We start from the raw sequence: 26,753 nt of genomic DNA, 5'->3' as shown, positions 1-26,753 counted from the left end.
AAGGAGGAACTAAGGAATGCCAACTGTAGCATTATTCAAACAAGATGGAACTCAAAACGGTGACATCACTTTAAATGAAGAAATCTTCGGAATCGAACCAAATGAAAGTGTTGTTTACGATGCAATCGTTATGCAACGCGCTTCATTAAGACAAGGAACACACGCTGTGAAAAATCGTAGCGCAGTTCGTGGCGGTGGTCGCAAACCATGGCGTCAAAAAGGGACTGGACGTGCTCGTCAAGGTTCTATCCGTTCACCACAATGGCGTGGAGGTGGCGTTGTCTTCGGACCTACACCACGTTCATACAGCTACAAACTTCCTAAAAAAGTTCGTCGCTTAGCAATCAAATCTGTTTTATCAGAAAAAGTTGCTGAAAATAACTTAGTTGCTGTTGACGCTTTAAGCTTTGACGCTCCTAAGACAAAAGAATTCAAACAAGTTTTAGCTAACTTGTCTATCAATTCTAAAGTATTGGTTGTTTTAGAAACAGAAAACGAAGTTGCAGGCCTTGCTGCTCGTAACTTAGCAAACGTAACTGTTACTACTTCAAACAACGTTACTGTATTAGATGTAGTCGCTAATGAAAAAATCTTAGCAACGCAAACCGCTCTTACTCAAATTGAGGAGGTGCTTGCATAATGAACTTACTAGACGTAATTAAACGCCCGGTGATCACTGAAAAATCTATGTTAGACATGGATGAAAAGAAATACACTTTCGAAGTTGACACTCGTGCGAATAAAACTTTAGTCAAACAAGCGGTTGAAGCTGCTTTTGACGTTAAAGTTAAAAATGTAAACATTATGAATGCTAAACCAAAAGCAAAACGTATGGGTAAACATCAAGGCTTCACAAAAAAACGTCGCAAAGCTGTTGTGACTTTGACTGAAGACTCAAAAGAAATCCAACTTTTTGACGCTGCTGAATAAGCGTCAGGAAAACATTAGTAAATAGGAGGGAACCAGACGTGGCGATTAAAAAGTACAAACCTACCACAAATGGTCGACGTAATATGACAAGTTCTGATTTCGCTGAAATCACTACTTCGACGCCTGAAAAGACGTTATTACAACCATTGAAAAACAACGCCGGTCGTAACAACAACGGTCGCATCACTGTACGTCATCAAGGTGGCGGACATAAACGTCAATACCGTGTTATCGACTTCAAACGTAATAAAGATAACGTGGTTGCGAAAGTTCAAACGATCGAATACGATCCAAACCGTTCAGCAAATATTGCATTAGTTCATTATACAGACGGAGTGAAAGCTTACATCTTAGCCCCTAAAGGCCTAGAAGTTGGCATGACAGTCGTATCTGGCGTAGATGCAGATATTAAGATTGGTAACACATTACCATTGGAAAATATTCCAGTTGGTACAGTTATCCACAACATTGAAATGAAACCAGGCAAAGGCGGACAATTAATCCGTTCAGCTGGTACAAGTGCTCAAGTACTTGGTAAAGAAGGAAAATACGTATTAGTACGTTTAAACTCTGGCGAAGTTCGTATGATCTTAGCTACTTGCCGTGCAACAATCGGTTCTGTTGGTAATGAACAACATGAATTGATCAACATCGGTAAAGCTGGTCGTTCTCGTTGGATGCGCAAACGCCCAACAGTACGTGGTAGCGTAATGAACCCTAACGATCACCCACACGGTGGTGGTGAAGGTAAAGCTCCAGTCGGACGTAAAGCTCCAGTATCTCCTTGGGGACAACCTGCATTGGGTTACAAAACACGTAATAAGAAAGCTGCATCAGACAAGCTTATCGTACGTCGTAAGACTAAATAGAACCATTGACTATGTGTCGCATATTTTGAGAGGAGGTACACCATGGGTCGTAGTTTGAAAAAAGGACCTTTCGTCGATGACCATTTGATGAAAAAGGTCGAAGCGCAACAAGGTGTTGAAAAGAAAAAAGTTATTAAAACTTGGTCTCGTCGTTCAACAATTTTCCCTAATTTCGTAGGATACACAATTGCTGTTTATGACGGACGCAAACATGTGCCAGTTTACATCCAAGAAGACATGGTAGGACATAAATTAGGTGAATTTGCACCAACAAGAACTTATCGTGGACATGCCGCCGACGATAAGAAAACAAAACGTTAATTTTGAGGGGAGGATATTAACATGGCAGAACAAATTACATCAGCTAAGGCAACTGCGAAAACAGTTCGCACTTCTCCTCGTAAAGCACGTTTAGTAATCGATCTTATTAGAGGAAAAAGCGTAGCAGAAGCAATTTCAATTTTGAAATTCACACCGAACAAATCTGCTGGAATCATCGAAAAAGTAATGATGTCAGCCGTTGCTAACGCAGAAAACAACTTTGACTTAGATGTAGAAAATTTGGTAGTTTCTGAAGCATTTGTTAACGAAGGACCAACAATGAAACGTTTCCGTCCACGTGCAAAAGGTTCAGCATCACCAATCAACAAACGTACAAGTCATATTACCGTTGTGGTATCAGAAAAATAAGGAGGGATAATCAGTGGGTCAAAAAGTAAATCCTATTGGAATGCGTGTAGGCATCATCCGTGAGTGGGATGCTAAATGGTATGCTGAAAAAGAGTATGCTGAATTTTTACACGAAGATTTGAGAATCCGTAAGTTCATCGCAACGAAACTTGCTGATGCCGCTGTGTCAACCGTTGAAATCGAACGCGCTGCAAATCGTGTAAACATTTCAATTCACACAGCTAAACCTGGTATGGTTATCGGTAAAGGCGGATCTGAAGTTGAAAGCCTAAGAAAAGAATTGAATAAATTAACTGGCAAACGAGTTCACATCAACATCGTTGAAATCAAAAAGCCAGATTTAGATGCAAAATTAGTCGGAGAAGGAATCGCACGTCAATTAGAAAACCGTGTTGCTTTCCGTCGCGCACAAAAACAAGCAATCCAACGTACTATGCGTTCAGGAGCTAAAGGGATCAAAACTCAAGTATCTGGTCGTTTGAATGGTGCGGATATCGCTCGTTCAGAAGGATATTCAGAAGGAACTGTTCCTCTTCATACATTGCGTGCCGATATCGACTACGCTTGGGAAGAAGCGAATACAACATACGGAAAACTAGGAGTTAAAGTGTGGATTTATCGTGGAGAAATTCTTCCTACAAAGAAAAACACTAAGAAAGGAGGGAAATAATCATGTTAGTACCTAAACGTGTAAAACACCGTCGTGAATTCCGTGGTAAAATGCGCGGAGAAGCTAAGGGTGGAAAAGAAATCGCATTTGGTGAATTCGGCTTACAAGCTGTTGAATCACATTGGATTACTAACCGCCAAATCGAAGCATCACGTATCGCCATGACTCGTTACATGAAACGTGGTGGGAAAGTGTGGATTAAAATTTTCCCTCATAAATCATATACATCAAAAGCCATCGGCGTACGTATGGGTAAAGGTAAAGGGGCTCCTGAAGGCTGGGTTTCACCAGTTAAACGCGGCAAGATCATGTTTGAAATCGCCGGCGTTCCTGAAGAAGTAGCTCGTGAAGCATTACGTCTTGCTTCTCACAAATTACCCATGAAAACTAAGATCGTAAAACGTGAGGAAATGGGTGGTGAATCGAATGAAGGTTAAAGAAATCAGAGAATTAACCACTGCCGAAATGCTAGATCAAGAAAAACAATTAAAAGAAGAATTGTTCAATCTTAGATTCCAATTAGCAACAGGTCAATTAGAAAACACTGCACGTATTAAAGAAGTACGTAAATCGATTGCACGCATTAAAACTGTGTTGCGCGAACAAGCTGACAAATAGTGGAAGGAGGCATTCCAGTATGACTGAAGAAAGAAATCAACGTAAAGTTTATCAAGGACGTGTGGTATCTGACAAAATGGACAAAACGATCTCAGTTGTCGTTGAAACCAAAAAGAACCATCCAATCTACGGTAAACGCATGAAATATTCTAAAAAATACAAAGCTCACGATGAAAACAATGAAGCAAAAATTGGCGATATCGTGAAAATCATGGAAACTCGTCCATTATCAGCTACCAAACGTTTCCGTCTGGTTGAAATCGTTGAAAAAGCAGTGATTATCTAATCACACGAGATTTTCCTATATAGATGTTTTTTAAATCTGAAAGGAGGATACACAAGTGATCCAAGCAGAAAGTCGTTTAAAAATTGCGGACAACTCAGGCGCTCGTGAAATTTTAACTATTAAAGTTCTTGGCGGATCTGGTCGCAAAACTGCAAATATCGGTGATGTGATTGTTGCTACGGTTAAACAAGCAACGCCAGGTGGTGTTGTCAAAAAAGGTGACGTCGTTAAAGCCGTTATCGTTAGAACTAAATCAGGCGCACGTCGTACTGACGGTTCTTATATCAAATTTGATGAAAATGCAGCTGTTATCATTCGTGATGACAAGAGCCCAAGAGGAACACGTATCTTCGGACCTGTCGCTCGTGAACTACGCGAAGGCAATTTCATGAAGATCGTTTCATTGGCACCGGAAGTATTATAATCGAAAGATTCAACCAAAGGAGGTGCGCAACAGTAATGTTCGTTAAAAAAGGCGATAAAGTAAAAGTTATCTCTGGTAAAGACAGAAATAAAGAAGGCGTTGTATTAGAAGCCCTTCCTAAACAAGATAAAGTCGTTGTTGAAGGCGTCAATATCGTGAAAAAACATAAAAAAGCCTCTCAAGAAGCCCCTCAAGGCGGAATCGTTGAGGTAGAAGCGCCAATTCATGCTTCTAATGTTATGGTGATCGACCCTTCAAATGGAGAAGCGACACGCGTTGGCTATAAAGTGGTTGACGGCAAGAAAGTCCGTGTTTCTAAGAAAACCGGCGAAGCTCTAGATAAATAATTAAACAAGGAAGGAGGATCTTATAGATGAACCGCCTAAAAGAAAAATTTGTAAGTGAAATTACACCATCTTTGATGGAAAAATTTAATTATAGTTCAGTTATGGAAGTTCCTAAAGTTGAGAAAATCGTTATCAACATGGGTGTTGGTGATGCGGTATCGAATGCCAAAAACTTAGACAAAGCCGTTGAAGAACTAGCCTTGATTTCTGGTCAAAAACCAGTTATCACAAAAGCTAAAAAATCAATCGCTGGTTTCCGTTTACGTGAAGGAATGCCTATCGGTGCGAAAGTAACACTACGTGGAGAAAGAATGTATGAATTCTTAGACAAATTAGTGTCTGTATCACTTCCACGTGTACGTGACTTCCACGGAGTAAGCAAAAAATCCTTTGATGGCCGTGGTAACTTTACTTTAGGTGTTAAAGAACAATTGATCTTCCCTGAAGTAGATTATGATTTAGTTGATAAAGTTCGCGGTATGGATATCGTTATTGTTACAACTGCTAAAACTGACGAAGAATCTCGCGAATTATTAACACAACTTGGAATGCCATTCCAAAAATAATCAAGGAGGCGAAAAAATTGGCTAAAAAATCAATGATTGCTAAAAACAAACGCCCTGCAAAACATTCAACGCAAGAATATACTCGCTGCGAACGTTGCGGACGTCCACATTCAGTTTATCGTAAATTTCATCTTTGCCGTATTTGCTTCCGCGAACTTGCCTACAAAGGTCAAATTCCCGGCGTGAAGAAAGCTAGCTGGTAAAATAAACTCGCATAAAGGAGGTAAATAGTTCAATGGTCATGACAGATCCAATTGCAGATTTTCTAACTCGTATTCGTAATGCCAACATGGTAAAACACGAAACAGTAGAAGTACCTGCTTCAAAAATCAAACGTGACATCGCTGAAATCCTTAAACGTGAAGGTTTCGTACGTGATGTTGAATATATCGAAGATGACAAACAAGGCATGATCCGTGTTTTCCTTAAATACGGTAAAAATGACGAACGTGTTATCACGAACTTAAAACGTATTTCTAAACCAGGTTTGCGTGCTTACGTCAAAGCTGACGAAGTACCAAAAGTATTAAATGGTTTAGGTATCGCAATCATCTCTACTTCTGAAGGTTTAGTTACTGATAAAGAAGCAAGAGGTAAAAACGTTGGCGGCGAAGTGCTAGCTTACGTTTGGTAAGATCAAACAATCCATGAGGAGGTGTCTTTAAGTGAGCCGTATTGGTAATAAAGTAGTCGTTTTACCTGCAGGAGTTGAAGTAACTCAAAACGGGAACGATGTAACTGTTAAAGGACCTAAAGGTGAATTAACTCGTACTTTTTCTTCTGATATCAAAATGAGTATCGAAGGAAACGAAGTAACATTTACTCGTCCAAACGACAGCAAAGAAATGAAAACAATCCACGGAACAACTCGTGCAAACTTCAATAACATGGTTGTTGGTGTTTCAGAAGGGTTCCAAAAAGCATTAGAATTAATCGGGGTTGGGTACCGTGCACAATTACAAGGATCAAAACTTGTTTTAAACGTAGGTTACTCACATCCAGTTGAGATCGTAGCACCAGAAGGCGTTACAATTGAAGTTCCTGCAAACACTCAAGTAGTGGTTAAGGGATCAGACAAAGAAGTAGTAGGCGAATTAGCTGCGAAAATCCGCGGAACTCGTCCTCCAGAACCTTATAAAGGCAAAGGTATCCGTTATGTTGGCGAATACGTACGTCGTAAAGAAGGTAAAACTGGTAAATAGTAGGTCAAACCTACTTGCGGCTTAGGCCAGCTTAATCAAAGAGGTGACAATTGTGATTTCAAAACCAGATAAAAATAAGACACGCCAAAAACGCCACATGCGCGTTCGCGGTAAGATCTCTGGTACTGCTGAGTGCCCACGCTTGAACGTTTTTCGTTCTAACAAAAACATCTACGCGCAAGTAATTGATGACGTAGCGGGTGTGACGCTAGCAAGTGCCTCTGCCTTGGATAAAGAAATTTCAGGTGGAACAAAAACTGAACAAGCACAAGCTGTTGGGAAATTAGTAGCAGAACGTGCATCAGAAAAAGGTATTAAGAAAGTAGTCTTTGACCGTGGTGGATACCTTTACCATGGCCGTGTAGCAGCTTTAGCTGAAGCAGCTCGCGAAAATGGACTAGAATTTTAGGAGAAGGAGGAACACCATTCATGGTTTATATCGATCCAAAACATTTGGAATTAGAAGACCGCGTTGTAGCGATCAACCGTGTTACTAAAGTTGTTAAAGGTGGACGTCGTCTACGTTTCGCAGCACTAGTTGTTGTCGGTGACAAAAACGGTCATGTAGGCTTTGGTACTGGTAAAGCACAAGAAGTACCTGAAGCAATTCGTAAAGCAATCGAAGACGCTAAGAAAAACCTAGTCGAAGTACCAATGGTAGGAACTACGCTTCCTCACGAAGTTATTGGTGTATTCGGCGGCGGACGTATCTTAATGAAACCAGCCGTTGAAGGTTCTGGAGTTGCCGCTGGTGGACCAGTTCGTGCCGTCTTGGAATTAGCTGGGGTTGCCGATGTAACTTCTAAATCTTTAGGTTCAAACACACCAATCAACGTTGTTCGTGCAACGGTTGAAGGCTTAACTCAATTAAAAAAAGCAGCAGACGTAGCTGAATTACGCGGCATCTCTGTTGAAAACTTAGCTAACTAAGGAGGACGAAAGAAATGGCTGAATTAAAAATTACTTTAAAACGCAGTATTATCGGACGTCCTCAAAACCAACGTGACACTGTTAAAGCGTTGGGTCTTAAAAAAATGAACAGCACTGTCGTTAAACCTGCCAATGATGCAATCAAAGGTATGGTTAACACAGTCTCTCATTTAGTGGACGTAGAAGAAGTTTAACAACTTAATGATGATTAAAATCTAAGGAGGTGCCAAATATAATGAAACTTCATGAATTACAACCTGCCGAAGGTTCACGTAAAGTTCGCAACCGCGTTGGACGTGGTACTTCATCAGGTAACGGAAAAACAGCTGGACGTGGTCAAAAAGGTCAAAAGGCTCGTTCAGGCGGCGGTGTACGTTTAGGTTTTGAAGGTGGTCAAACGCCTTTATTCCGTCGTTTACCAAAACGCGGATTTACTAACGTGAATCGTAAAGAATATGCTGTTATCAACGTGGATGTCTTAAACCGTTTTGAAGATGGAACTGAAGTAACACCAGTTGCTTTAGTTGAAGCTGGAATCGTGAAAAACGAAAAAGCTGGAATTAAAGTTTTAGGAAACGGATCATTAGATAAAAAATTAACTGTTAAAGCGGCTAAATTCTCTAAAAGTGCTCAAGAAACAATCGAAGCTGCTGGTGGTTCAATCGAGGTGATTTAATGTTCAAACTTTTAAAAGATTCTTTCAAAGTTAAGAACATCCGATCACGGATATTATTCACCGTTTTAGTACTTCTTGTTTTCCGGATCGGTGCTCAAGTCACTGTCCCCGGCGTTGATGCACATGGCTTGCAAGGTTTGAGTGAAATGCCATTTTTCAGAATGCTGAATATGGTTAGTGGCTCTGCCATGCAAAACTTCTCGATCTTTTCGATGGGAGTTTCTCCATATATCACGGCTTCAATTGTTATTCAGTTGTTGCAGATGGATATCGTGCCTAAGTTTGTCGAATGGTCAAAACAAGGGGAAGTTGGACGCAAAAAGTTAAATCAAGCAACTCGCTATTTAACATTAGTGTTAGCTTTCATTCAGTCTGTCAGTATCACGGCTGGTTTTGATTATTTTGCTCAATTTGGTTTCGTGCCTAATCGCAATGTTCAAACTTTTGTTACGATCGGTATCATTCTTACAGCCGGAACGATGTTCGTTACTTGGTTGGGAGAGCAAATTACAGAAAAAGGTATCGGTAATGGCGTATCTATGATTATCTTTGCGGGGATCATTTCACGGTTACCACAAAGCATCATGGATATCTACGATGACTATTTTGTAAATATCGATCCTAGTGATATTTGGAAATCAGTTATTTTTGTCGTAATTTTACTTATTGCAATTGTTGCGATTGTCGTTTTCGTAACGTACTTCCAACAAGCAGAAAGAAAAATTCCGATTCAATATACAAAACAAGTCGTTGGCGCTCCAACAAGCAGTTATCTACCATTAAAAGTAAATGCTGCTGGAGTTATCCCAGTAATTTTTGCCAGCTCATTCATTGCAACGCCCAATGCGGTGTTACAAGCATTAGCCGGTAAATATGGTGCGGAGGGCTGGTATGAAGTGTTAACTAAGCTGTTCAGCTATAACACAGTTCCAGGTGCCGCGATTTATACTGTTCTGATTGTTGCCTTCACCTTCTTCTATGCCTTTGTTCAGGTTAACCCTGAAAAATTAGCAGAGAACTTACAAAAGCAAGGAAGTTATATTCCTCGTGTAAGACCAGGTAAAGGAACAGAAGAATATGTTTCTGCAATTTTGATGCGTTTAAGCGTTGTTGGTGCTATTTTCTTAGGACTAATTGCGTTACTACCGATTATCGCACAAATGATTTGGAATTTGCCTCAATCAATCGGTTTAGGCGGGACCAGTCTTTTGATCGTTGTGGGTGTCGCATTAGAAACAGCGAAACAATTAGAAGGACTTATGCTGAAACGACGTTATGTCGGATTCATGGATGAAGAGTAGATTCGCGTGTTGAGGTTTTCCTCAACGCCGTTCTCGCTTCGCTGTGACTAATAGAGGTCAAAAGTCTAAAAGTTTTATAGGATGCATGAATACAGGTAGGATTCATCTTTGCAGAAAAATGAATCCTTTGGTAATAACTTAGGAGGGAAATCAATGAACCTGATCTTAATGGGTCTGCCAGGGGCAGGAAAAGGAACACAAGCAGAAAGAATTGTTGCGACGTACAATATTCCGCATATCAGCACGGGGGATATGTTCCGAGAAGCAATCAAAAACGAGACAAAACTCGGATTGAAAGCAAAATCATATATGGATGCAGGGAATTTGGTTCCAGACGAAGTTACTAACGGTATCGTGAAGGAACGTTTAGCTCAAAAGGATACGGATCAAGGATTCTTATTGGACGGCTTCCCTCGTACTTTAGATCAAGCCCAAGCATTAGCTGAAATGTTAACGGACTTGAATAAAAAGATTGATGCTGTGATTGAAATTCAAGTAGCAGAAGAAGTGTTGGTTGAACGTTTAGCAGGACGCTTCATGTGCCGCAATTGTGGTGCTACTTATCATAAAATCTTCAACCCTACAAAAGTTGAAGGAACTTGCGATCGCTGTGGTGGTCATGAATTCTATCAACGCGAAGATGATAAGCCAGAAACCGTTAAAAATCGTTTAACTGTGAACATTAAAAACAGTGAACCGATTTTAGCTTACTATGATGAAGAAGGTCTGTTGTATCCAGTTGATGGAGATCGGGAAATTGATGCCGTATTTGCGGATGTAGAAAAGATTATCGAAAAATAATTTTGCCTGCCGACTTGAGATGCAGTTTGTCTTGCCAAGTTCGATGTTTTGTGATAGAATTTGTCAGTCTGACTTCTAGCTTTTTTAGAAGTTAACTTTAGAATTAGGGTGGGAACTGCAGTTTCCGCCATTTTATCGTGTGAAAATGCGAAACAACTACAAGGAGGTACTCTGCGTGGCAAAAGAAGATATGATTGAAATCGAAGGAACAGTCGTCGAAACTTTGCCGAATGCAATGTTTAAAGTCGAGTTGGAAAACGGACACGAAGTTCTAGCACACGTATCTGGTAAAATCCGGATGTATTACATTCGAATCTTACCTGGAGATAAGGTTACAGTTGAACTTTCTCCCTATGATTTGAGCCGTGGTCGCATTACCTATCGCTTTAAGTAAGTTGTACTCCGTAAAACTTCAGGAGGTATAATCATGAAAGTAAGACCATCAGTAAAACCAATGTGTGAACATTGTAAAGTAATTCGTCGTAATGGACGTGTTATGGTGATTTGCCCAGCAAACCCAAAACATAAACAACGTCAAGGATAATTGGAGGTGTAATTAAGTATGGCTCGTATTGCAGGAGTAGATATTCCTCGTGATAAACGCGTGGTAATTTCACTTACTTATATTTACGGTATTGGAAATACTACAGCGAAAAAAGTTTTAGCCGATGCAGGCGTTTCTGAAGACGTTCGTGTACGTGATTTAACAAACGAACAAACAGACGCTATCCGTGCTGAAATCGATAAATTAAAAGTTGAAGGCGATCTTCGTCGTGAAACTAACTTAAACATCAAACGCTTGATGGAAATCGGTTCTTACCGTGGAATCCGTCATCGTCGTGGCTTGCCTACACGTGGACAAAACACTAAGAACAACGCTCGTACTCGTAAAGGCCCAGCTCGCGCTATTGCTGGCAAGAAAAAATAATTAGTGAAGGAGGTTTAAATCTTCATGGTAGCAAAGAAAGTCAATCGTAAACGTCGTGTGAAGAAGAATATCGAAACTGGTATCGCTCATATTCATTCGACATTCAATAATACAATCGTCATGATTACTGATGCTAGCGGTAACGCTGTAGCATGGTCATCTGCTGGTTCATTAGGCTTCAAAGGAAGTAAAAAATCAACTCCTTTCGCTGCTCAAATGGCTGCTGAAACTGCAACAAAAGCTGCAATGGAACATGGATTGAAAAGTGTTGAAGTAACTGTTAAAGGACCTGGTTCTGGTCGTGAAGCAGCGATTCGTTCATTGCAAGCAACTGGTTTAGAAGTAACTGCAATTCGTGACGTGACTCCAGTACCTCATAATGGATGCCGCCCTCCAAAACGCCGTCGTGTTTAATGAGTGCCCAACTCTATGAGTTTACCGGAAACGTCATTGAACAAGACACTTTTCGTTTTGAAAGGGGTAAAAAATAAGAATGATTGAATTCGAAAAACCAAGAATCACAAAAATTGATGAAGACAGAGATTATGGCAAGTTCGTTGTTGAACCTTTGGAAAGAGGTTATGGAACTACTTTAGGTAATTCTCTACGTCGTATTCTACTTTCTTCTTTACCGGGCGCGGCCATTACCAATATTCAAATCGATGGAGTGTTACACGAATTTTCGACCATCAAAGGTGTAAGAGAAGACGTTGTACAAATCATCTTGAATATCAAAGGTTTAGCGCTGAAGCTATTCGCTGAAGAAGAAAAAACCCTTGAGATCGATATTACTGGACCAGCTACGGTAACTGCCGGCGATATTATCGTTGACAGCGACGTTGAAATCTTGAATAAAGATATGTACATTTGTACTGTTGCTGAAGGCGCGACATTCCATGCTCGTCTAACAGTAAAACCTGGTCGAGGCTATGTTCAAGCAGACGAAAATAAAAAGGAAGATATGCCAATTGGTGTCCTTCCGGTCGATTCTATCTATACACCAGTTCGTAAAGTCAACTATCAAGTTGAAAATACGCGAGTTGGTCGTCGTGATGACTTCGATAAATTAACGATGGAAATTTGGACTGATGGATCAATTATTGCTCAAGAAGCATTGAGCCTTGCAGCGAAAATTCTAACAGAACATTTGGATATCTTTGTAAATCTAACAGATGAAGCTAAAAATGCTGAAATCATGGTAGAAAAAGAAGAAACTCAAAAAGAAAAAATGTTAGAAATGACCATCGAAGAACTAGACTTGTCTGTACGCTCGTACAATTGCTTGAAACGTGCCGGAATTAATACGGTTCAAGAATTGACGAATAAATCTGAACCAGAAATGATCAAAGTACGTAATTTAGGTCGTAAATCACTTGAAGAAGTGAAAGCTAAATTGCATGATCTTGGTTTAGGACTACGTAAAGACGATTAATATTGTTGACAAAGGAGGGAAACCTACGTGAGTTATCGTAAATTAGGACGCACATCTAGCCAACGTAAAGCAATGTTGCGTGACTTAACAACTGACTTAATTATCAACGAACGTATCGTTACGACTGAAGCTCGTGCGAAAGAAGTTCGTTCAACTGCTGAAAAGATGATTACTTTAGGAAAACGCGGGGATCTTCATGCACGTCGCCAAGCTGCTAGCTTTGTACGTAATGAAATCGCTGATGTTCGTGAAGAAAACGAAGAAATCGTTGTTGAAACTGCATTACAAAAATTATTCAACGACATTGCTCCTCGTTACGCAGAACGTCAAGGTGGATACACTCGTATCTTAAAAACTGAACCTCGTCGCGGCGACAACGCCCCTATGGTTGTTTTAGAACTTGTATAATAATCACTCTTCACTTTATAGATGATTCTTTTAGAGTGTTATGATGTTGGAGATTTATTTCTCCGAGTCTAGCTCAGCGCCGCTTCCCAGAAAACTGGGAAGCCGGCACTCATCATAAAGTGTTTTTTTATACCCAAAAATACTGTCAAGACAGATCGGTATACAAAAGCATTTTATCGAGTAACAAGGATTGATAAAACCAGTCTTTTTTGCTAGGCTTAGAACAGATTTGCAAAGAAGTGGAAAGGTGTAACGATGGAGCCAATAATTGAAATCAATCAAATTGAATTTAGCTATCAAGAAGATGCAGCACCTGCTTTGAAGGATATTAGTTTTTCTATTGAAAAAGGCGAGTGGATTGCGATTGTCGGGCACAATGGATCGGGCAAGTCCACCTTAGCCAAAACAATCAATGGTTTGCAGCTCCCCCAAAAGGGAAGTGTCACAGTTGGAGGAATGCAACTGTCTGAAGAATCTGTTTGGGATATTCGTCGAATGGTTGGAATGGTTTTTCAAAATCCCGATAATCAATTCGTTGGAGCTACCGTTGAGGACGACGTTGCCTTCGGTTTGGAGAATCAAGGGATCGAACGAAGTGAAATGCAAAAGCGGGTCCAAGATGCCTTGGAAAAAGTTAAGATGCAGGATTTTGCAACACGTGAACCGGCGCGTTTATCTGGTGGACAAAAGCAACGGGTAGCAATCGCTGGGGTAGTAGCATTGCGACCAGATATTATCATTTTGGATGAGGCAACCAGTATGCTGGATCCAGAAGGACGCGACGATGTGATTGCAACGATTCGCAAGATCAAAGAAGAAAGTGAACTAACTGTTATCTCGATTACTCACGATATCGATGAAGCGGCTAGTGCCAATCGGATCTTAGTGATGCGTGAAGGTGAGTTGTATCAAGAAGGAACGCCCGAAGAAATTTTTTCAGCCGGACCTGAGCTGGTGGCGTTAGGATTAGATCTGCCGTTTCCTGAGAAATTGAAAGCAGCCTTAAAAGCACGTGGGGTAACTGTCCCAACGAATTATTTAGATGAAGAAGGGATGATGGAGTGGTTATGGACATCCGTTTTGAAAAAGTAAGCTACGTTTACCAACCGAATACTCCTTTTGAACAACGCGCGCTTTATGATATCGATCTAAATATTAAAGCCGGTTCTTACACTGCTTTAGTGGGCCATACGGGTAGCGGGAAATCGACTTTGCTGCAACATTTGAATGCCTTGATGAAACCTACTGAGGGAAAGGTGATTATTGGTGATCGGACTATCACGCCAACGACAGACAATAAAAATTTGAGACCAGTTCGCAAAAAAGTTGGGATTGTGTTTCAATTTCCTGAGGCGCAACTATTCGAAGAAACCGTTGCTAAGGATATCGCTTTTGGTCCTAAAAACTTTGGTGCTAGTGAAGAAGAAGCATTGGCGCTGGCAAAAGAAAATTTAAAATTAGTTGGTTTGGCGGAAGAGTATCTTGAACGTTCACCATTTGAGCTTTCTGGGGGGCAAATGCGCCGAGTAGCGATTGCCGGGGTCTTAGCTATGGAACCAGAAGTTTTGGTCTTAGACGAGCCGACAGCAGGCTTAGATCCGCTGGGAAGAAAAGAAATGATGGAAATGTTTTGGCGTTTGCATCAAGAAAAAAAGATGACCATTGTTTTAGTTACCCATTTAATGGATGATGTCGCCAATTTTGCTGACTATGTTTATGTTTTAGAAAAAGGTCATGTGGTGAAGCATGGGGATCCTCAGTCCGTCTTTGAAGATGTCGCTTGGTTGAAGGAAAAGCAATTAGGGGTGCCGCAAGCCAGTGCTTTTGCCGAAAAAATGCAGGCACGAGGGTCCGTATTTGATAAACTGCCCTTGACTGAAAATGAATTAGCAGATTGGATCGTAAAATTTGCAGGAGGTCCTGCTCATGATGAATAAATTGATCTTTGGACGTTATATTCCTGGAGATTCTTTGATCCATCGTCTGGATCCACGAGCGAAGTTAGTAGCTAGCTTTTATTTTATTGGGATTATTTTCTTAGCTAATAATTGGCAAAGTTATCTATTTTTAGCTGCTTTTACGATGGTGGCAGTGCTACTTTCCAAGATTAATTTGAATTTCTTTATTAAAGGAGTTCGACCATTGATCTGGTTGATTATCTTCACTGTTGCGTTGCAGATGCTGTTTACCCGTGGGGGAACTTTGTACTGGTCTTGGGGTGTCTTTAGTCTATCGTCTTATGGTATCCAGAATGGTCTATTTATCTTCTGCCGTTTCGTTCTGATTATTTTCATGTCGACTTTGTTGACGTTGACGACACCACCGTTATCGATGTCTGATGCAATCGAATCGTTGTTGAACCCGTTGAAAAAGCTTCATTTGCCGGTCCACGAGATTGCATTGATGTTATCGATCGCTTTACGTTTTGTCCCAACGTTGATGGATGAGACGGAAAAAATCATGAATGCTCAGCGGGCTCGGGGTGTCGATTTTAACGATGGCAACTTGATTCAAAAGGTTAAAGCAATCGTGCCTTTATTGATCCCGTTGTTTGTCAGCAGTTTTAATCGGGCAGAAGATCTTGCGACAGCAATGGAGGCCCGCGGCTATCGGGGTGGTGAAGGACGCAGCAAATATCGTAAATTGCAGTGGGCTAATCGCGATACTTTGGTTTTAATTACCTTTGCTGCTGCAACGATTGTCTTGATTTTCTTGCGAAGTTAAATAAACAGTCGACTGTAGTCAACGTTCCTGTAGGGATTTTGGCTGCAGTTTTTTAATAGGTTGTAGTTTTGATCAGATTGGAATCCTGATTAAAAGCTGTTATAATGACTCCGGCTGAAACTACTAGTTACGTTTCAGTATTTTTTTGAAATGATTAATTCTTTGTGATAAAAAGGAGAATTACAATGGTTAGATATAAGGCGATCATCGCCTATGATGGGACAAATTTTAATGGCTTTCAACGACAGCCAAATGGTCGGACTGTTCAGGAGGTAATGGAAAAAACATTGACGAAAATGAACAATGGGACACCAGTTACGATCTTTGGTTCAGGAAGAACTGATGCGGGGGTTCACGCGTTGGGACAAGTGATCCATTTTGATTATCCGCAAGCGCGGCCGTTAGAACGGATGCGTTTTGCACTGGATACACAAACTCCTGAGGATATTGCAGTTTCTTCGGTGGAAATCGTTGCAGATGATTTTCATGCTCGCTATCACGTGGTGGAAAAAACCTACCACTTTAAGGTTCAAATTGCTAAGCCCCGCAGTCCGTTTCGCCGCTTTTATGCAAGTTACTATCCTTATCCCCTCGATTTGACACTGATTCGACAAGCCTTGCCAGATCTATTGGGAACGCATGATTTTACTTCTTTCTGTGCGACGGGCGGTTCGATTGAAGATAAGGTGCGGACGATCTACCAAGCGGATTTATTGGTCAATGAAGACGAAACAGAGCTAACCTTTGTTTTTCGTGGCAATGGCTTTTTATATAAAATGATCCGAATTTTAGTTGGTACCTTGCTGAAAATCGGTAATGGTCGCATTCCAGCAGATAGTATCCCACAGATTATCGCAGCGAAGGATCGGAATGTTGCTGGTCCCACGGCGCATCCGGAAGGGCTTTATTTAGCGGAAGTCAAATATCAATAGAAAAAGCCTCGCATAACCAGTTATCAGTGGTTATGCGAGGCTTTTTTTTAATGACGATATTTTTTACGTTTTATTTTCTTTGGAGTCAGGGACCTTTGATAAAGAATAAACAGCCCGATGGCGATCACAAAGGAGCTTGCACCAGCAATCAAGCCTTTTGGTAAGTAAGTAAAGGTCACTTTATGTTGGCCTTTTGGCACGTGAATGCTGACGAAGGCATTTTGGAAAGCTTTCGTTTTGACCTTTTTCCCATCGATTTTAGCGCTCCAGCCTTCATCGTAGGGGATCGTCGTGATTAAAGTCTGAGTTTTCTGAGTAGTTACCGTTCCTTCAGCACTGTGCTTGCCGGCCTTCATCTCCACCCCGTTGTCCTGGATCTTGTCTACAGCTAGGCGATAGGCGACCGTATCTAAGGCTAATACTTGCGGATTCTGGAAGCTGATGGATTTTGTCCCATAGAAGCTGGCGGTAAAGGTCACCATCGTTGATTTAGGATAATAGCCTAAATCGTAGTATTGTCCGTTGATTCCAATTTGTGCTTGGCGAGTCTGACCATTGGCGGAGACCGTCGCGGTTGAACTTTCCAATTCAGCAAAATCATACGGATAAAGGCTTAGGTAAGCTTGAGTGTTTGCTGGAACTTGAACTTTCCAAGTGACATCTTTGGCGACATTCCCTTGTTTTTCCGTAATTGTCATGATGTTGCCGGCGTTCGTGACCGTCGCATTTTTTGTATCGATCTGGGTCATCGGCAAGAATTGGAAATATTGGAATTGTTCTTGCGACAAAGCATTAAATAATTGCGTTTGAGTACCAAGGTTATCATTTGGCAATGCTTTTAATTGATCGATACTCGTTGGCGCAGTGAAAGCCAATGGTAAATTGTAACTATTTTCAAATAGATTGTATTCACCGGCACTCTTGGTTTTAGTAAAACCAAATTTATTTAGATCTTTCGTTTTGGCGATATTGTATTTGATTCCAGTAAAGGCATCTGCCAACAGGGTATTATTTTGGTAACGAATGTTCAGGCTGGTTCCTCTTGAACGGAAGCCCAATTGATCCAGATAGCCGGAAGAATGACGATTGCGGATCGACGAGAACATGCTGATTCCGCTATAGCCATAATTAAAAGCATCATTAGAAGAAACCGGATCAAGATTTTCTAGGCGATAAAAGGTGTCATTATCCGCTTTGGTGCTGTCCACTAATCCTTTAATGGAGGGATATGGTTCAGTATACAGACTGCGAGAAGCGTAATTCCAATCTTTTAAAATCCCCCGCACCATAAAATCACTATTGATAAAAGCCTCAGTACTCATGAAAAGCAATAGTAAAATACTCAGTGCTTTGATCGGTAACTTATCAAAATAACGACCAGTAAAGAGTAGTGCATAGACCGCTAAGAAAGCAATGGTGATGTATAACGAGCTATTTTTAAGGTATTCGTAGTTTTTGCCTTTCAGGCCCCAAAATATTGCGAAAAGGGCGATTAGCAACAGGCAAGCGGCGACTAATTGCAACGTATTATCACGGTCTAATTTTTCCCAACCCCAGGCTGCTAAAGTAATGACTAAAAAGGACAGTAAGTAAGCGTAGCGGAACAAGAACATATTTGGTGCATGCATCCCGTGCCAGAATAAATTCAATGGCTGAATGTAAAAACTAGCGATCAAAAGCGCAGCCACACCACCATAGGCCAATTTATTTTTCCAAGGAATTTTTTTACAAATGAAGAAAAATAGACAAAGAGCCAAGGGTAGTAAACCGATATAAATAAACGGGATCGAGCCATATTTTGTCGTGTCGTAAGCGCCAATCAAATTCTTCGCGACAAAATCCCACCAGCCGGTCGCTTCTGTTTTAAAGGTTGTGATTTGCGTTAATTCTTCACCGTTGGTCCGCAGATCTAGCACGGAAGGCAAGATTATGATCATGGAAGCAAAACCTGCTAAAAGGGAAGTGATCCCATAAGGAAGGATGCTTTTTTTATAGGCCTTCCAATTGGTAAGCAAACGGGCGATAAAATATAGTACTGAAAAGATACCAATCATAAAGCCCATGTAAAAACTGGTCCAAAACAACATTAAATAAGAAACAAAAAGAACGGTTGGTTTCTTTTCATCCATGATTCGATTGATGCCTAAAATAATTAGCGGTAAATAGACGAAGGCATCCAGCCACATGATAATCTCAGAATGAGCAATGGCAAAAGACATCAAGGCGTACGTGACGCTCAATGCGACCCGTGACCAATCCGGCAATTTGAAACTGCCTTTCGCATAAAACCAAAAAGCTAATCCAGCCGAGCCAATCTTCAACAGTGTTAGGAAATACAAGGCATCGGGCATTAATTGATTGGGAAAGAAAATAACCAGTGGCGTAAAAAAACCGCCTAAATAATACGAGACCAAAGATAAATAATTCAATCCCAGCGAGGCATTCCAATTATAAAAAAGCCCTTGTTTGCCTAAAAGCATATTCCGGAAACTGGCATGGAAATTTGAAAATTGGGAAAAAGCATCGCTAGCCAAGATGCTGCGGCTTGACCCAGGATAGATACCGATTGTTAAATAAACGATTACCATCAATACTAGCGGTAGGAAAAAGCTAACCAGCAAGTACCAACGATTTTTTTTAAGATAGTTTTTCATATAAAAATCACCAAACTTCTTTCAACAGACTATCCAAATTTTACCATAATTACCGTTAAATATTGTGAAAGAGCTATGAAACTCAAGCAAAGTTTTGCCTTTTTGTTGAAAACTTAACTAATCCCAAAAGGCTTTTGTCCTAAGCTAAATAAGAGGTGGGCGAGGTCGGTTAAGCCGTAGAATTACCAACTAGACCGAGACAAGAGCAGTGAGTATAAAAAAATACACAAAAAAACCGTTCATTTACGAACGGTTTGTTGGGTTCTTTAATTATAAATAATATTAAACGCGCTCAACTTTTCCAGATTTCAAAGCACGAGTTGAGACCCAAACTTTTTTAGGTTTTCCGTCCACTAAAACGCGAACTTTTTGTAAATTAGGTTTTACAGTACGTTTAGTAGCGTTCATAGCGTGCGAACGGTTATTTGCACTTCTTGTTTTACGACCAGTAAAATAGCAAACTTTTGCCATGTGTTGTTTCCTCCTTTTGCCTTGATTTAGGAGCGCTTCTTTGGCTCATACTAAAATAAAATAGCATAGATTAGCAAGATTAGCAAGTGAATTTTTTTAGAAAGATTGACAATCTAAGGATTTGCAGGTAAATTATACTCTGTTAGCGTAATTTTTTTAACAAAAGTTTTGATGCGAGGAAGTTGAACAAAATTTGCGGACAGCAGGCAATGCCCTATCAGCAAACCGCAATGGAACTTTCTTTTATTTGTCATAGGGCTATGATAAACTATTATAGTAGAAAAAATGGGCAATTAGGCCTATTTAAGGAGGCTAACAACTATGGCTGTGAAAATCAATACACAGACTGGTATGATCGAAATTTCAAACGACGTCATCGCGACGGTTGTCGGCGGTGCAGTTACTGACGTGTTTGGTATCGTCGGGATGGCTAGTAAAAATCAAATCAAAGACAATATCACAGAAATTTTAAGAAAAGAAAATTATTCACGCGGCGTTGTTGTACGTCAAGAAGAGAACGGAATCGCAGTCGATGTCTATACGATCGTCAGCTACGGCACGAAGATCTCGGAAGTATCGCGCAATGTCCAAGAAAAAGTGAAATATAATTTGGAAACGATGCTTGGAGTTACAGCTAATTCAGTGAATGTCTATGTTCAAGGTGTACGTGTTCTGCCTGACTAAGGGCAGCGTTCTTAAGGAGGACTAAGTAAGTGAAGGTAACAGAAATCAGCGCGAGTCAATTCCAAGAAATGGTTGAGGCTGGCGCTAAACGTCTGCAAGTCAATGCAGAATATGTCAATTCATTAAATGTATTTCCAGTGCCGGATGGCGATACTGGAACCAATATGAATCTATCAATGACTAGCGGTGCGACCGCGGTCGTTAATTCTGCTTCAGAAAAAGTTGGGGAATTAGCCAACGTATTAGCAAAGGGACTATTGATGGGAGCGCGGGGCAATTCTGGCGTTATCTTGTCGCAATTATTCCGGGGCTTTTCTAAAGCAATCTTAGATGTCGATACATTAAATGCTGAAGAATTAGCACAAGCTTTCGTTCATGGGGTGGAAACAGCCTATAAAGCGGTGATGAAACCAGTCGAAGGAACAATTTTAACTGTAGCCCGCGAATCTGCTAAAGCAGGTGAACGTAAAGCCAAACAAACTGATGACGTGATTGAAGTCATGACTGCCGTTGTGAAATATGGTAAAAAAGCATTGGATAAAACGCCTGACATGTTGCCAGTCTTGAAAGAAGTTGGCGTGGTCGACAGTGGCGGTCAAGGACTGTTGTTCATTTATGAAGGCTTTTTAAGTGCATTGAACGGTGAATTCCAAGCGGATGAAACCTATGAACCAAGTCCCGCTGAAATGGACGAGATGGTCAATGCGGAACATCATCGTAGCATTCAAGGTCAATTGGCGACTGAAGACATCAAGTTCGGTTACTGTACCGAAATCATGGTGCGCCTAGGCGAAGGGCCAACCGTTGACAGCAAATTTGACTATGATGCCTTCCGTAATTATTTAGATGGCATCGGCGATTCATTATTGGTCGTTAATGACGATGAAATCGTTAAAGTTCATGTCCACACGGAACATCCCGGTGAAGTGATGAACTATGGTCAAAAATTTGGTGCATTGATCAAAGTAAAAGTTGATAATATGCGCTTGCAACATGAAACAATCTTAGAGCACGACGAAGAAGTAGCAGCTTTTGAAGCAATGCCGGCTGAACGCAAACCTTTTGCAGTGATTGCGATTGCAGCTGGTGAAGGCGTACAAGAATTATTCAAGAGCTTGGGTGCTGATTTTGTGATCAGTGGTGGTCAAACGATGAACCCAAGTACAGAAGATATTCTAAAGGCAATTGAAGAAGTCAATGCCGATCAAGTCGTGATCTTACCAAACAATAAAAATATCTTTATGGCAGCTGATCAAGCGGCAGAAGTCGCTGATATTCCTGTCGCAGTTGTGCCAAGCAAAACAGTTTCGCAAGGGATGACAGCGATGTTGGCTTTCAATGGTGATCAAAGTTTAGAAGAAAACAAGCAAGCCATGACAGAAATGCTGGATTCAGTTGTCAGTGGTCAAATTACCAATGCGATTCGCGATACAGCAATCGATGGGGTTGAGATCCATGAAGGTGACTATTTAGGAATGATCGATGGTAAAATCGTTCTTTCTGAAGCAGACAAGTATCAAGCAGCTTTCGATACATTGACTAAAATGATTAGTGAAGACATTGAGATCATCACGATCATTATTGGTGAAGAAGGTACGCAAGCAGAAGCTGAAAAATTAAGTGAAGCGATCGAAGCAAGCTATCCGGATCTGGAAGTTGAGATCCACGATGGTAAACAACCAGTTTATCCATACTTGCTTTCAGCAGAATAATTAGTAAAAGTCGGAGGGAGTGGGCCAAGAGTATCTGGCACGCTCCTTTTGCTGTTTAGCTAAACAAATCCGTAGGTTAAAAGAAGGGAGGGTAAGTATGACGATTCAAGATTCTGTCACAGTACTGCCGGGAGTTGGACCGAAGCGGGCCCAAACTTTAACGGAGTTAGGAATCGTGACGATTGAGAATTTATTAGGTTATTATCCGTTTCGTTATGAGGATATCCAAGAAAAAAATCTATTGGAAATCAATGATCAGGAAAAGGTCACTTTAAAGGGTGTGATCGTCTCAGCTCCCGTAGTCAGCCGCTTTGGTTATAAAAAAAGCCGGCTGCAGTTTCGAATGATGCAAGATCATGCAGTCTTCATGGTCTCCTTTTTTAACCAGCCTTATTTAAAGGATAAGATCGAAGTCGGCGAGGAATTGGCAGTTTATGGGAAATGGGATGCCAAGCGGAAAGCGCTGACTGGAATGAAGATCTTAGGGGGAAAACAGACGGAAGAATACGCCCCAATCTATCATGTAACGAAGGCGATTCGGCAAAGCACCCTAGTCGATTTGATCAAAGTGGCTTTTGAGAAATTTGGTGATCAAGTCCAAGAAAATCTACCGGCTTATCTATTGGAAAAATATCGGTTAATGCCTCGCAAACAGGCGATGCGGGCGATGCATTTTCCTAAAGACCCGGCGGAGAACCAGCAGGCGAAGCGGCGAGTAGTTTTTGAAGAGTTTTTCCTATTCCAAATGCGAATGCAAGGCTTAAAAAAAAGCGAACGTAGTGAGAAAAATGGATTGGCCGTCCGTTATGATGTGGAGCGCTTAAAACAGTTCACGAAAAAATTGCCCTTTGAGTTAACGGATGCGCAAAAACGTGTGACTAATGAGATCTGTTATGATTTGCGGAGTAAGAAACATATGCAGCGTCTATTGCAAGGAGACGTTGGGAGCGGAAAGACGGTAGTTGCAGCGATCGCTTTATACGCGACAATGACGGCCGGATTTCAAGGGGCGTTGATGGTGCCGACGGAGATTTTGGCGCAACAGCATTTAGAAAGTTTGAATCAATTATTTGATCCATTAGAATTGACGACGGCGTTATTGACCGGATCGACGAAAACGAAGGAACGCCGAGCAATCTTAGCCGGTTTACAAAATGGTGAAATCGATGTAGTGATCGGGACTCATGCATTGATTCAAGACGACGTGCAGTTCGCCAATCTTGGTTTAGTCATCACCGATGAGCAGCATCGCTTTGGCGTTAATCAGCGCAGAGTGCTACGAGAAAAAGGCTTGCATCCCGATGTCTTATTTATGACGGCAACACCGATTCCGCGAACGTTAGCGATCACGGCATATGGTGAGATGGATGTGTCGATTATTGATCAGATGCCGGCTGGCCGGATTCCGGTCAAAACTAGTTGGATTAAACCGAAGCAATTGGAGCATACGTTAGATTGGGCCAAACAAGAATTGCAAGCAGGGCATCAACTTTACGTGATTTGCCCCTTGATTGAAGAATCTGAAGCATTGGACGTAAAAAATGCGACAGAAATCTATGAGCATTTGAAGGAATACTATGCGCCTGATTATCAAGTCAGTCTCTTGCATGGGAAAATGAAAAATGCTGAAAAAGAGACGATCATGGAAACTTTTAAAGAAAACCAAAGTCAGATCTTAGTCTCGACTACCGTCATTGAAGTGGGTGTCAACGTACCGAATGCGACAGTGATGTTTATTATGGATGCCGATCGTTTTGGTCTGGCACAGCTCCATCAGTTACGGGGCCGGGTGGGACGCGGCTCGGATGCTTCTTATTGTATTTTAGTTGCTAGTCCTAAAAATGAGTTAGGTAAAGAACGAATGAAAATCATGACGGAAACCAATAATGGCTTTGTTTTGAGTGAAAAAGATTTAGAATTACGTGGGCCGGGAGAAGTCTTTGGTTTCCGTCAGTCGGGTTTGCCGCAATTTCTAATCGCTGATCTGGTCAATGATGCCAATGTCTTAGAGGTGGCTCGGGATGAGGCAAATCGAATTTGGCAAATCCCAGACTGGCGTCAGCAGCCGGCGTTTGCCCCATTAGCCGAAACATTAAAACCTACCGAAACCGGAGAAACCTACTTTGATTAATATGCTATACTGTAGGGAAAAACAGCCAGCTTAATTAGTGAGGAGTATTCAATCCTCTAATTAGCAGAAGGTGTAGTTAAGAATAAAGGAGAGAATTTTTCATGAAAATTGCTGTAGACGCAATGGGCGGCGATTTCGCGCCGCAAGCAATTGTCGAAGGCGTCATGTTAGCGCAAAAAAAACACCCAGAGATTGAATTCCAATTATATGGGAAAGAAGATGCGATTCGCCAATATCTCACTAATGAAAAAAATATTACGATTATTCATACCGATGAGAAAATCAATAGCGATGATGAACCAGTTAAAGCAATTCGCCGTAAAAAGAATGCTTCAATGGTCTTAGCGGCCCAGGCAGTTAAGGAAGGCAAAGCGGATGCGATCTTTTCAGCTGGGAATACGGGCGCTTTATTAGCAGCCGGCTTATTTGTAGTCGGTCGAATCAAAGGAATCGAACGGCCTGGCTTGATGTCGACACTTCCTGTATTGGCTGGTGATGCTGGGTTTGACATGTTGGATCTGGGGGCCAATGCAGAAAATAAGGCCGAACATCTGCATCAATATGCGATTTTGGGCTCGTTCTATGCTAAACACGTCCGGGGGCTTACTAATCCGCGGGTAGGTCTGTTAAATAATGGGACCGAAGAAACCAAAGGGAGCGAATTAACCAAAGAAGCTTTCAAATTGTTACAAGCGGAAGAAAGTATCCATTTCATTGGTAACGTGGAAGCACGTGAATTATTGAATGGTGTTGCTGATGTGGTTGTGACGGATGGGTTCACAGGAAATGCTGTGTTAAAAACGATTGAAGGAACAGCGATGGGCTTGATGAGTCTGCTTAAAGGCAGTATCAATGAGGCCGGTATCAAAGGTAAACTAGGTGCTGCGATGCTAAAAGATACGTTATATGGCTTGAAGGATAAATTAGATTATTCTGCCCATGGAGGTGCGGTGTTATTTGGCCTAAAAGCCCCTGTTATCAAAACGCACGGTTCGACTGGGCCAGAAGCAGTAGCCAATACGATTGACCAAATCCACACGATGTTGGAAACGAATGTTGTCGGCCAATTAGTCGAATTTTTCGAAACGCCCAAAGGCGAGTAAGCGCTAGTTAATTTGCCAAAAAAGGTGGACAAAGCAGATAAACATCAGTAAAATGAACTGTGACCTTCTGGTAAAAGATAGCCGAATAGTAGTTGATTAAGTGGAGGTGAATGTTGTTGACTCGTGAAGAAGTATTTAATAAAGTTACTGAAATCATTTCAAATCACTTTGAAATTGATAAAGACAAAGTAACTCTTGAATTGAGTATCAAAGACGACTTGAATGCAGACTCAATCAGTATCATGGAATTTGTTTTAGAATTGGAAGATGAATTCGGAACAGAAATTTCTGATGAAGATGCAGAAAGAATTGAAACAGTTGGAGCTGCAGTTGATTACATTATGGAAAACAATCAAGCTTAACATGAAAAGTATGCTAGCAATCGCTGGCATACTTTTTTTAAGCTTAAAGTTTTCAGGGTGAATCCTAATTACTTTTGCTGAAAGGGGTTAAAACGAGTAGAACTTCTTGAAAATTTCTTACTATCATCACTTCTGATTTAAAATTCAAGGAAAAAACAGTATAATAAAGCGTGATGGAAATCTCAAAAAAAGGAATGAGCCCATGGATACACAGTTGATCAATGAATTAAAAGAAAACTACGACATCGTTTTTCACGATGTGAACTTATTGGAACAGGCGTTTACCCACTCATCATATGTGAATGAACACCGTAATATGAATATTTCAGACAATGAACGGTTAGAATTTTTAGGGGACGCGGTCTTAGAAATTCAAGTATCGGACTATTTGTATCATCATTATCCACATTTACCAGAAGGACGCTTGACCCGTCTGCGTTCAGCGATTGTGCGGGAAGAAAGTCTGTCAAAATTTGCGAAGGAATGTCATTTTGATCGCTACATTTTACTTGGTAAAGGAGAAGAAAACTCGGGCGGCCGCGGTCGGGCAGCTTTGTTGTGTGACTTATTCGAAGCGTTTTTAGGAGCGCTATATTTGGATCAGGGCTATGATGCGGCACTGGGCTTTATTAAAGCGGTCATTTTTCCGAAAATCGAAGCGGGGGACTTCACCCGAGAAATGGATCATAAGACCCGTTTGCAAGAAGTCTTACAAAAAAGCGGCGATGTGTCGATTGATTATCGCTTAGTTAATGAAGAAGGTCCAGCCCATGAACGCATTTTTACGATTGATGTCTATGCCGATGAGCGCTTGATTGGCTCGGGACAAGGTAAATCGAAGAAATTAGCGGAACAAGATGCGGCGGAAAAAGCATTGGCTAAACTTGCTGCTAAGTAGCAGT

39 protein-coding genes are annotated in these 26,753 nt (G+C 41.1%); 37 read left to right on the top strand and 2 right to left on the bottom strand.

Features of this window, described 5'->3' with window-relative positions:
• Nucleotides 1-16: 16 nt before the first annotated feature.
• The 31 genes from rplD to truA all read left to right on the top strand — a co-directional run bounded on the left by rplD (nucleotide 17) and on the right by truA (nucleotide 16,734).
• Complete coding sequence (gene rplD, locus EP1_RS00590) at nucleotides 17-640, top strand: 50S ribosomal protein L4 (RefSeq protein WP_067621761.1); 624 nt, start codon at nucleotides 17-19, stop codon at nucleotides 638-640.
• Entirely contained in the window at nucleotides 640-930 is a 291-nt protein-coding gene (rplW, locus tag EP1_RS00585; RefSeq protein WP_067621759.1) for a 50S ribosomal protein L23, read from the top strand. Before rplD ends, rplW begins: the two co-directional genes overlap by 1 nt.
• 38 nt (nucleotides 931-968) lie before the next feature.
• Nucleotides 969-1,799, top strand: coding sequence for a 50S ribosomal protein L2 (gene rplB, locus EP1_RS00580; RefSeq protein ID WP_067621757.1), 831 nt, complete (start codon nucleotides 969-971; stop codon nucleotides 1,797-1,799).
• Between the two features lie 42 nt (nucleotides 1,800-1,841).
• The gene (rpsS, locus tag EP1_RS00575) at nucleotides 1,842-2,120 is read left to right on the top strand and encodes a 30S ribosomal protein S19 (protein WP_067621755.1); all 279 of its coding nucleotides are present in this window, start codon (nucleotides 1,842-1,844) and stop codon (nucleotides 2,118-2,120) included.
• 21 nt (nucleotides 2,121-2,141) lie between these two features.
• On the top strand, nucleotides 2,142-2,489 hold the full coding sequence (gene rplV, locus EP1_RS00570) for a 50S ribosomal protein L22 (RefSeq protein WP_010742755.1): 348 nt from the start codon (nucleotides 2,142-2,144) through the stop codon (nucleotides 2,487-2,489).
• Between the two features lie 13 nt (nucleotides 2,490-2,502).
• Nucleotides 2,503-3,159 carry a 30S ribosomal protein S3 gene (gene rpsC / locus EP1_RS00565; protein WP_010782057.1) on the top strand — a complete coding sequence of 219 codons (657 nt, stop codon included), beginning with the start codon at nucleotides 2,503-2,505 and terminating at the stop codon, nucleotides 3,157-3,159.
• Between the two features lie 2 nt (nucleotides 3,160-3,161).
• Nucleotides 3,162-3,596: a 50S ribosomal protein L16 gene (rplP, locus tag EP1_RS00560; RefSeq protein WP_010742757.1), complete on the top strand. Its 435-nt coding sequence runs from the start codon at nucleotides 3,162-3,164 to the stop codon at nucleotides 3,594-3,596.
• On the top strand, nucleotides 3,586-3,777 hold the full coding sequence (gene rpmC / locus EP1_RS00555) for a 50S ribosomal protein L29 (RefSeq protein WP_010747210.1): 192 nt from the start codon (nucleotides 3,586-3,588) through the stop codon (nucleotides 3,775-3,777). The genes rplP and rpmC overlap by 11 nt, the downstream gene beginning before the upstream one ends.
• Nucleotides 3,778-3,796: 19 nt before the next feature.
• Nucleotides 3,797-4,063 (top strand): 30S ribosomal protein S17, encoded by a 267-nt coding sequence (rpsQ, locus tag EP1_RS00550; RefSeq protein WP_067621753.1) that lies wholly within the window; start codon nucleotides 3,797-3,799, stop codon nucleotides 4,061-4,063.
• A 55-nt stretch (nucleotides 4,064-4,118) separates the two neighbouring features.
• A complete protein-coding gene (gene rplN / locus EP1_RS00545; protein WP_010742760.1) occupies nucleotides 4,119-4,487 on the top strand; it encodes a 50S ribosomal protein L14 in 369 nt (122 codons plus the stop codon).
• Nucleotides 4,488-4,522: 35 nt separating this feature from the next.
• The gene (gene rplX / locus EP1_RS00540; RefSeq protein ID WP_067621751.1) at nucleotides 4,523-4,834 is read left to right on the top strand and encodes a 50S ribosomal protein L24; all 312 of its coding nucleotides are present in this window, start codon (nucleotides 4,523-4,525) and stop codon (nucleotides 4,832-4,834) included.
• 26 nt (nucleotides 4,835-4,860) lie between these two features.
• Entirely contained in the window at nucleotides 4,861-5,400 is a 540-nt protein-coding gene (rplE, locus tag EP1_RS00535) for a 50S ribosomal protein L5 (protein WP_067621749.1), read from the top strand.
• Nucleotides 5,401-5,417: 17 nt separating this feature from the next.
• Nucleotides 5,418-5,603, top strand: coding sequence for a type Z 30S ribosomal protein S14 (locus EP1_RS00530; protein ID WP_028020384.1), 186 nt, complete (start codon nucleotides 5,418-5,420; stop codon nucleotides 5,601-5,603).
• A 32-nt stretch (nucleotides 5,604-5,635) separates the two neighbouring features.
• Complete coding sequence (gene rpsH / locus EP1_RS00525; protein WP_067621747.1) at nucleotides 5,636-6,034, top strand: 30S ribosomal protein S8; 399 nt, start codon at nucleotides 5,636-5,638, stop codon at nucleotides 6,032-6,034.
• Nucleotides 6,035-6,065: 31 nt separating this feature from the next.
• On the top strand, nucleotides 6,066-6,602 hold the full coding sequence (gene rplF / locus EP1_RS00520; protein ID WP_067621745.1) for a 50S ribosomal protein L6: 537 nt from the start codon (nucleotides 6,066-6,068) through the stop codon (nucleotides 6,600-6,602).
• A gap of 52 nt (nucleotides 6,603-6,654) precedes the next feature.
• Nucleotides 6,655-7,011 carry a 50S ribosomal protein L18 gene (gene rplR / locus EP1_RS00515; RefSeq protein ID WP_083507461.1) on the top strand — a complete coding sequence of 119 codons (357 nt, stop codon included), beginning with the start codon at nucleotides 6,655-6,657 and terminating at the stop codon, nucleotides 7,009-7,011.
• Between the two features lie 20 nt (nucleotides 7,012-7,031).
• The gene (rpsE, locus tag EP1_RS00510; RefSeq protein ID WP_067621740.1) at nucleotides 7,032-7,532 is read left to right on the top strand and encodes a 30S ribosomal protein S5; all 501 of its coding nucleotides are present in this window, start codon (nucleotides 7,032-7,034) and stop codon (nucleotides 7,530-7,532) included.
• A 14-nt stretch (nucleotides 7,533-7,546) separates the two neighbouring features.
• A complete protein-coding gene (gene rpmD, locus EP1_RS00505; RefSeq protein ID WP_010747202.1) occupies nucleotides 7,547-7,726 on the top strand; it encodes a 50S ribosomal protein L30 in 180 nt (59 codons plus the stop codon).
• A 41-nt stretch (nucleotides 7,727-7,767) separates the two neighbouring features.
• Complete coding sequence (gene rplO, locus EP1_RS00500) at nucleotides 7,768-8,208, top strand: 50S ribosomal protein L15 (RefSeq protein WP_067621738.1); 441 nt, start codon at nucleotides 7,768-7,770, stop codon at nucleotides 8,206-8,208.
• On the top strand, nucleotides 8,208-9,509 hold the full coding sequence (gene secY / locus EP1_RS00495; protein ID WP_067621737.1) for a preprotein translocase subunit SecY: 1,302 nt from the start codon (nucleotides 8,208-8,210) through the stop codon (nucleotides 9,507-9,509). Before rplO ends, secY begins: the two co-directional genes overlap by 1 nt.
• 153 nt (nucleotides 9,510-9,662) lie before the next feature.
• Nucleotides 9,663-10,310 (top strand): adenylate kinase, encoded by a 648-nt coding sequence (locus tag EP1_RS00490; protein WP_067621734.1) that lies wholly within the window; start codon nucleotides 9,663-9,665, stop codon nucleotides 10,308-10,310.
• A gap of 175 nt (nucleotides 10,311-10,485) precedes the next feature.
• The gene (gene infA, locus EP1_RS00485) at nucleotides 10,486-10,704 is read left to right on the top strand and encodes a translation initiation factor IF-1 (protein ID WP_010742771.1); all 219 of its coding nucleotides are present in this window, start codon (nucleotides 10,486-10,488) and stop codon (nucleotides 10,702-10,704) included.
• A gap of 33 nt (nucleotides 10,705-10,737) precedes the next feature.
• Nucleotides 10,738-10,854, top strand: coding sequence for a 50S ribosomal protein L36 (gene rpmJ, locus EP1_RS00480; protein ID WP_010742772.1), 117 nt, complete (start codon nucleotides 10,738-10,740; stop codon nucleotides 10,852-10,854).
• Nucleotides 10,855-10,872: 18 nt separating this feature from the next.
• Nucleotides 10,873-11,238 carry a 30S ribosomal protein S13 gene (gene rpsM, locus EP1_RS00475; RefSeq protein WP_067621732.1) on the top strand — a complete coding sequence of 122 codons (366 nt, stop codon included), beginning with the start codon at nucleotides 10,873-10,875 and terminating at the stop codon, nucleotides 11,236-11,238.
• Between the two features lie 24 nt (nucleotides 11,239-11,262).
• On the top strand, nucleotides 11,263-11,652 hold the full coding sequence (rpsK, locus tag EP1_RS00470) for a 30S ribosomal protein S11 (protein WP_016179483.1): 390 nt from the start codon (nucleotides 11,263-11,265) through the stop codon (nucleotides 11,650-11,652).
• Between the two features lie 79 nt (nucleotides 11,653-11,731).
• Nucleotides 11,732-12,670, top strand: a complete 939-nt coding sequence (locus EP1_RS00465; RefSeq protein WP_010747196.1) for a DNA-directed RNA polymerase subunit alpha — start codon at nucleotides 11,732-11,734, stop codon at nucleotides 12,668-12,670.
• A 27-nt stretch (nucleotides 12,671-12,697) separates the two neighbouring features.
• The gene (rplQ, locus tag EP1_RS00460; protein WP_067621730.1) at nucleotides 12,698-13,078 is read left to right on the top strand and encodes a 50S ribosomal protein L17; all 381 of its coding nucleotides are present in this window, start codon (nucleotides 12,698-12,700) and stop codon (nucleotides 13,076-13,078) included.
• Nucleotides 13,079-13,333: 255 nt separating this feature from the next.
• Nucleotides 13,334-14,170, top strand: coding sequence for an energy-coupling factor ABC transporter ATP-binding protein (locus tag EP1_RS00455; RefSeq protein WP_067621728.1), 837 nt, complete (start codon nucleotides 13,334-13,336; stop codon nucleotides 14,168-14,170).
• Complete coding sequence (locus EP1_RS00450) at nucleotides 14,146-15,015, top strand: energy-coupling factor ABC transporter ATP-binding protein (RefSeq protein ID WP_067621725.1); 870 nt, start codon at nucleotides 14,146-14,148, stop codon at nucleotides 15,013-15,015. The genes EP1_RS00455 and EP1_RS00450 overlap by 25 nt, the downstream gene beginning before the upstream one ends.
• Nucleotides 15,005-15,802: an energy-coupling factor transporter transmembrane component T family protein gene (locus EP1_RS00445; protein ID WP_067621723.1), complete on the top strand. Its 798-nt coding sequence runs from the start codon at nucleotides 15,005-15,007 to the stop codon at nucleotides 15,800-15,802. Before EP1_RS00450 ends, EP1_RS00445 begins: the two co-directional genes overlap by 11 nt.
• A gap of 185 nt (nucleotides 15,803-15,987) precedes the next feature.
• Nucleotides 15,988-16,734 carry a tRNA pseudouridine(38-40) synthase TruA gene (truA, locus tag EP1_RS00440; protein ID WP_067621720.1) on the top strand — a complete coding sequence of 249 codons (747 nt, stop codon included), beginning with the start codon at nucleotides 15,988-15,990 and terminating at the stop codon, nucleotides 16,732-16,734.
• A gap of 47 nt (nucleotides 16,735-16,781) precedes the next feature.
• Here truA and EP1_RS00435 read toward each other — a convergent pair whose 3' ends face one another.
• The gene (locus EP1_RS00435) at nucleotides 16,782-19,388 is read right to left on the bottom strand and encodes a YfhO family protein (RefSeq protein ID WP_067621718.1); all 2,607 of its coding nucleotides are present in this window, start codon (nucleotides 19,386-19,388) and stop codon (nucleotides 16,782-16,784) included.
• Nucleotides 19,389-19,670: 282 nt separating this feature from the next.
• Entirely contained in the window at nucleotides 19,671-19,859 is a 189-nt protein-coding gene (rpmB, locus tag EP1_RS00430; RefSeq protein ID WP_010747188.1) for a 50S ribosomal protein L28, read from the bottom strand.
• A gap of 321 nt (nucleotides 19,860-20,180) precedes the next feature.
• Here rpmB and EP1_RS00425 point away from each other — a divergent pair, with 321 nt between their 5' ends.
• The 6 genes from EP1_RS00425 to rnc all read left to right on the top strand — a co-directional run bounded on the left by EP1_RS00425 (nucleotide 20,181) and on the right by rnc (nucleotide 26,749).
• Nucleotides 20,181-20,543 (top strand): Asp23/Gls24 family envelope stress response protein, encoded by a 363-nt coding sequence (locus EP1_RS00425; protein WP_010742791.1) that lies wholly within the window; start codon nucleotides 20,181-20,183, stop codon nucleotides 20,541-20,543.
• 29 nt (nucleotides 20,544-20,572) lie between these two features.
• Entirely contained in the window at nucleotides 20,573-22,255 is a 1,683-nt protein-coding gene (locus tag EP1_RS00420) for a DAK2 domain-containing protein (protein ID WP_067621716.1), read from the top strand.
• Nucleotides 22,256-22,352: 97 nt separating this feature from the next.
• Nucleotides 22,353-24,386, top strand: coding sequence for an ATP-dependent DNA helicase RecG (gene recG / locus EP1_RS00415; protein ID WP_067621715.1), 2,034 nt, complete (start codon nucleotides 22,353-22,355; stop codon nucleotides 24,384-24,386).
• A gap of 101 nt (nucleotides 24,387-24,487) precedes the next feature.
• Complete coding sequence (plsX, locus tag EP1_RS00410) at nucleotides 24,488-25,489, top strand: phosphate acyltransferase PlsX (RefSeq protein ID WP_067621714.1); 1,002 nt, start codon at nucleotides 24,488-24,490, stop codon at nucleotides 25,487-25,489.
• Between the two features lie 116 nt (nucleotides 25,490-25,605).
• Complete coding sequence (gene acpP / locus EP1_RS00405; RefSeq protein WP_067622023.1) at nucleotides 25,606-25,851, top strand: acyl carrier protein; 246 nt, start codon at nucleotides 25,606-25,608, stop codon at nucleotides 25,849-25,851.
• Nucleotides 25,852-26,053: 202 nt separating this feature from the next.
• Nucleotides 26,054-26,749, top strand: coding sequence for a ribonuclease III (gene rnc / locus EP1_RS00400; protein WP_067621713.1), 696 nt, complete (start codon nucleotides 26,054-26,056; stop codon nucleotides 26,747-26,749).
• The last annotated feature ends 4 nt before the right edge of the window (nucleotides 26,750-26,753 follow it).

The organism is Enterococcus pseudoavium NBRC 100491, assembly GCF_001544295.1.
Taxonomy (GTDB): domain Bacteria; phylum Bacillota; class Bacilli; order Lactobacillales; family Enterococcaceae; genus Enterococcus_A; species Enterococcus_A pseudoavium.
Note: the sequence above shows the minus strand (reverse complement) of the source record. Positions and strands in the feature narration are given on the sequence as shown.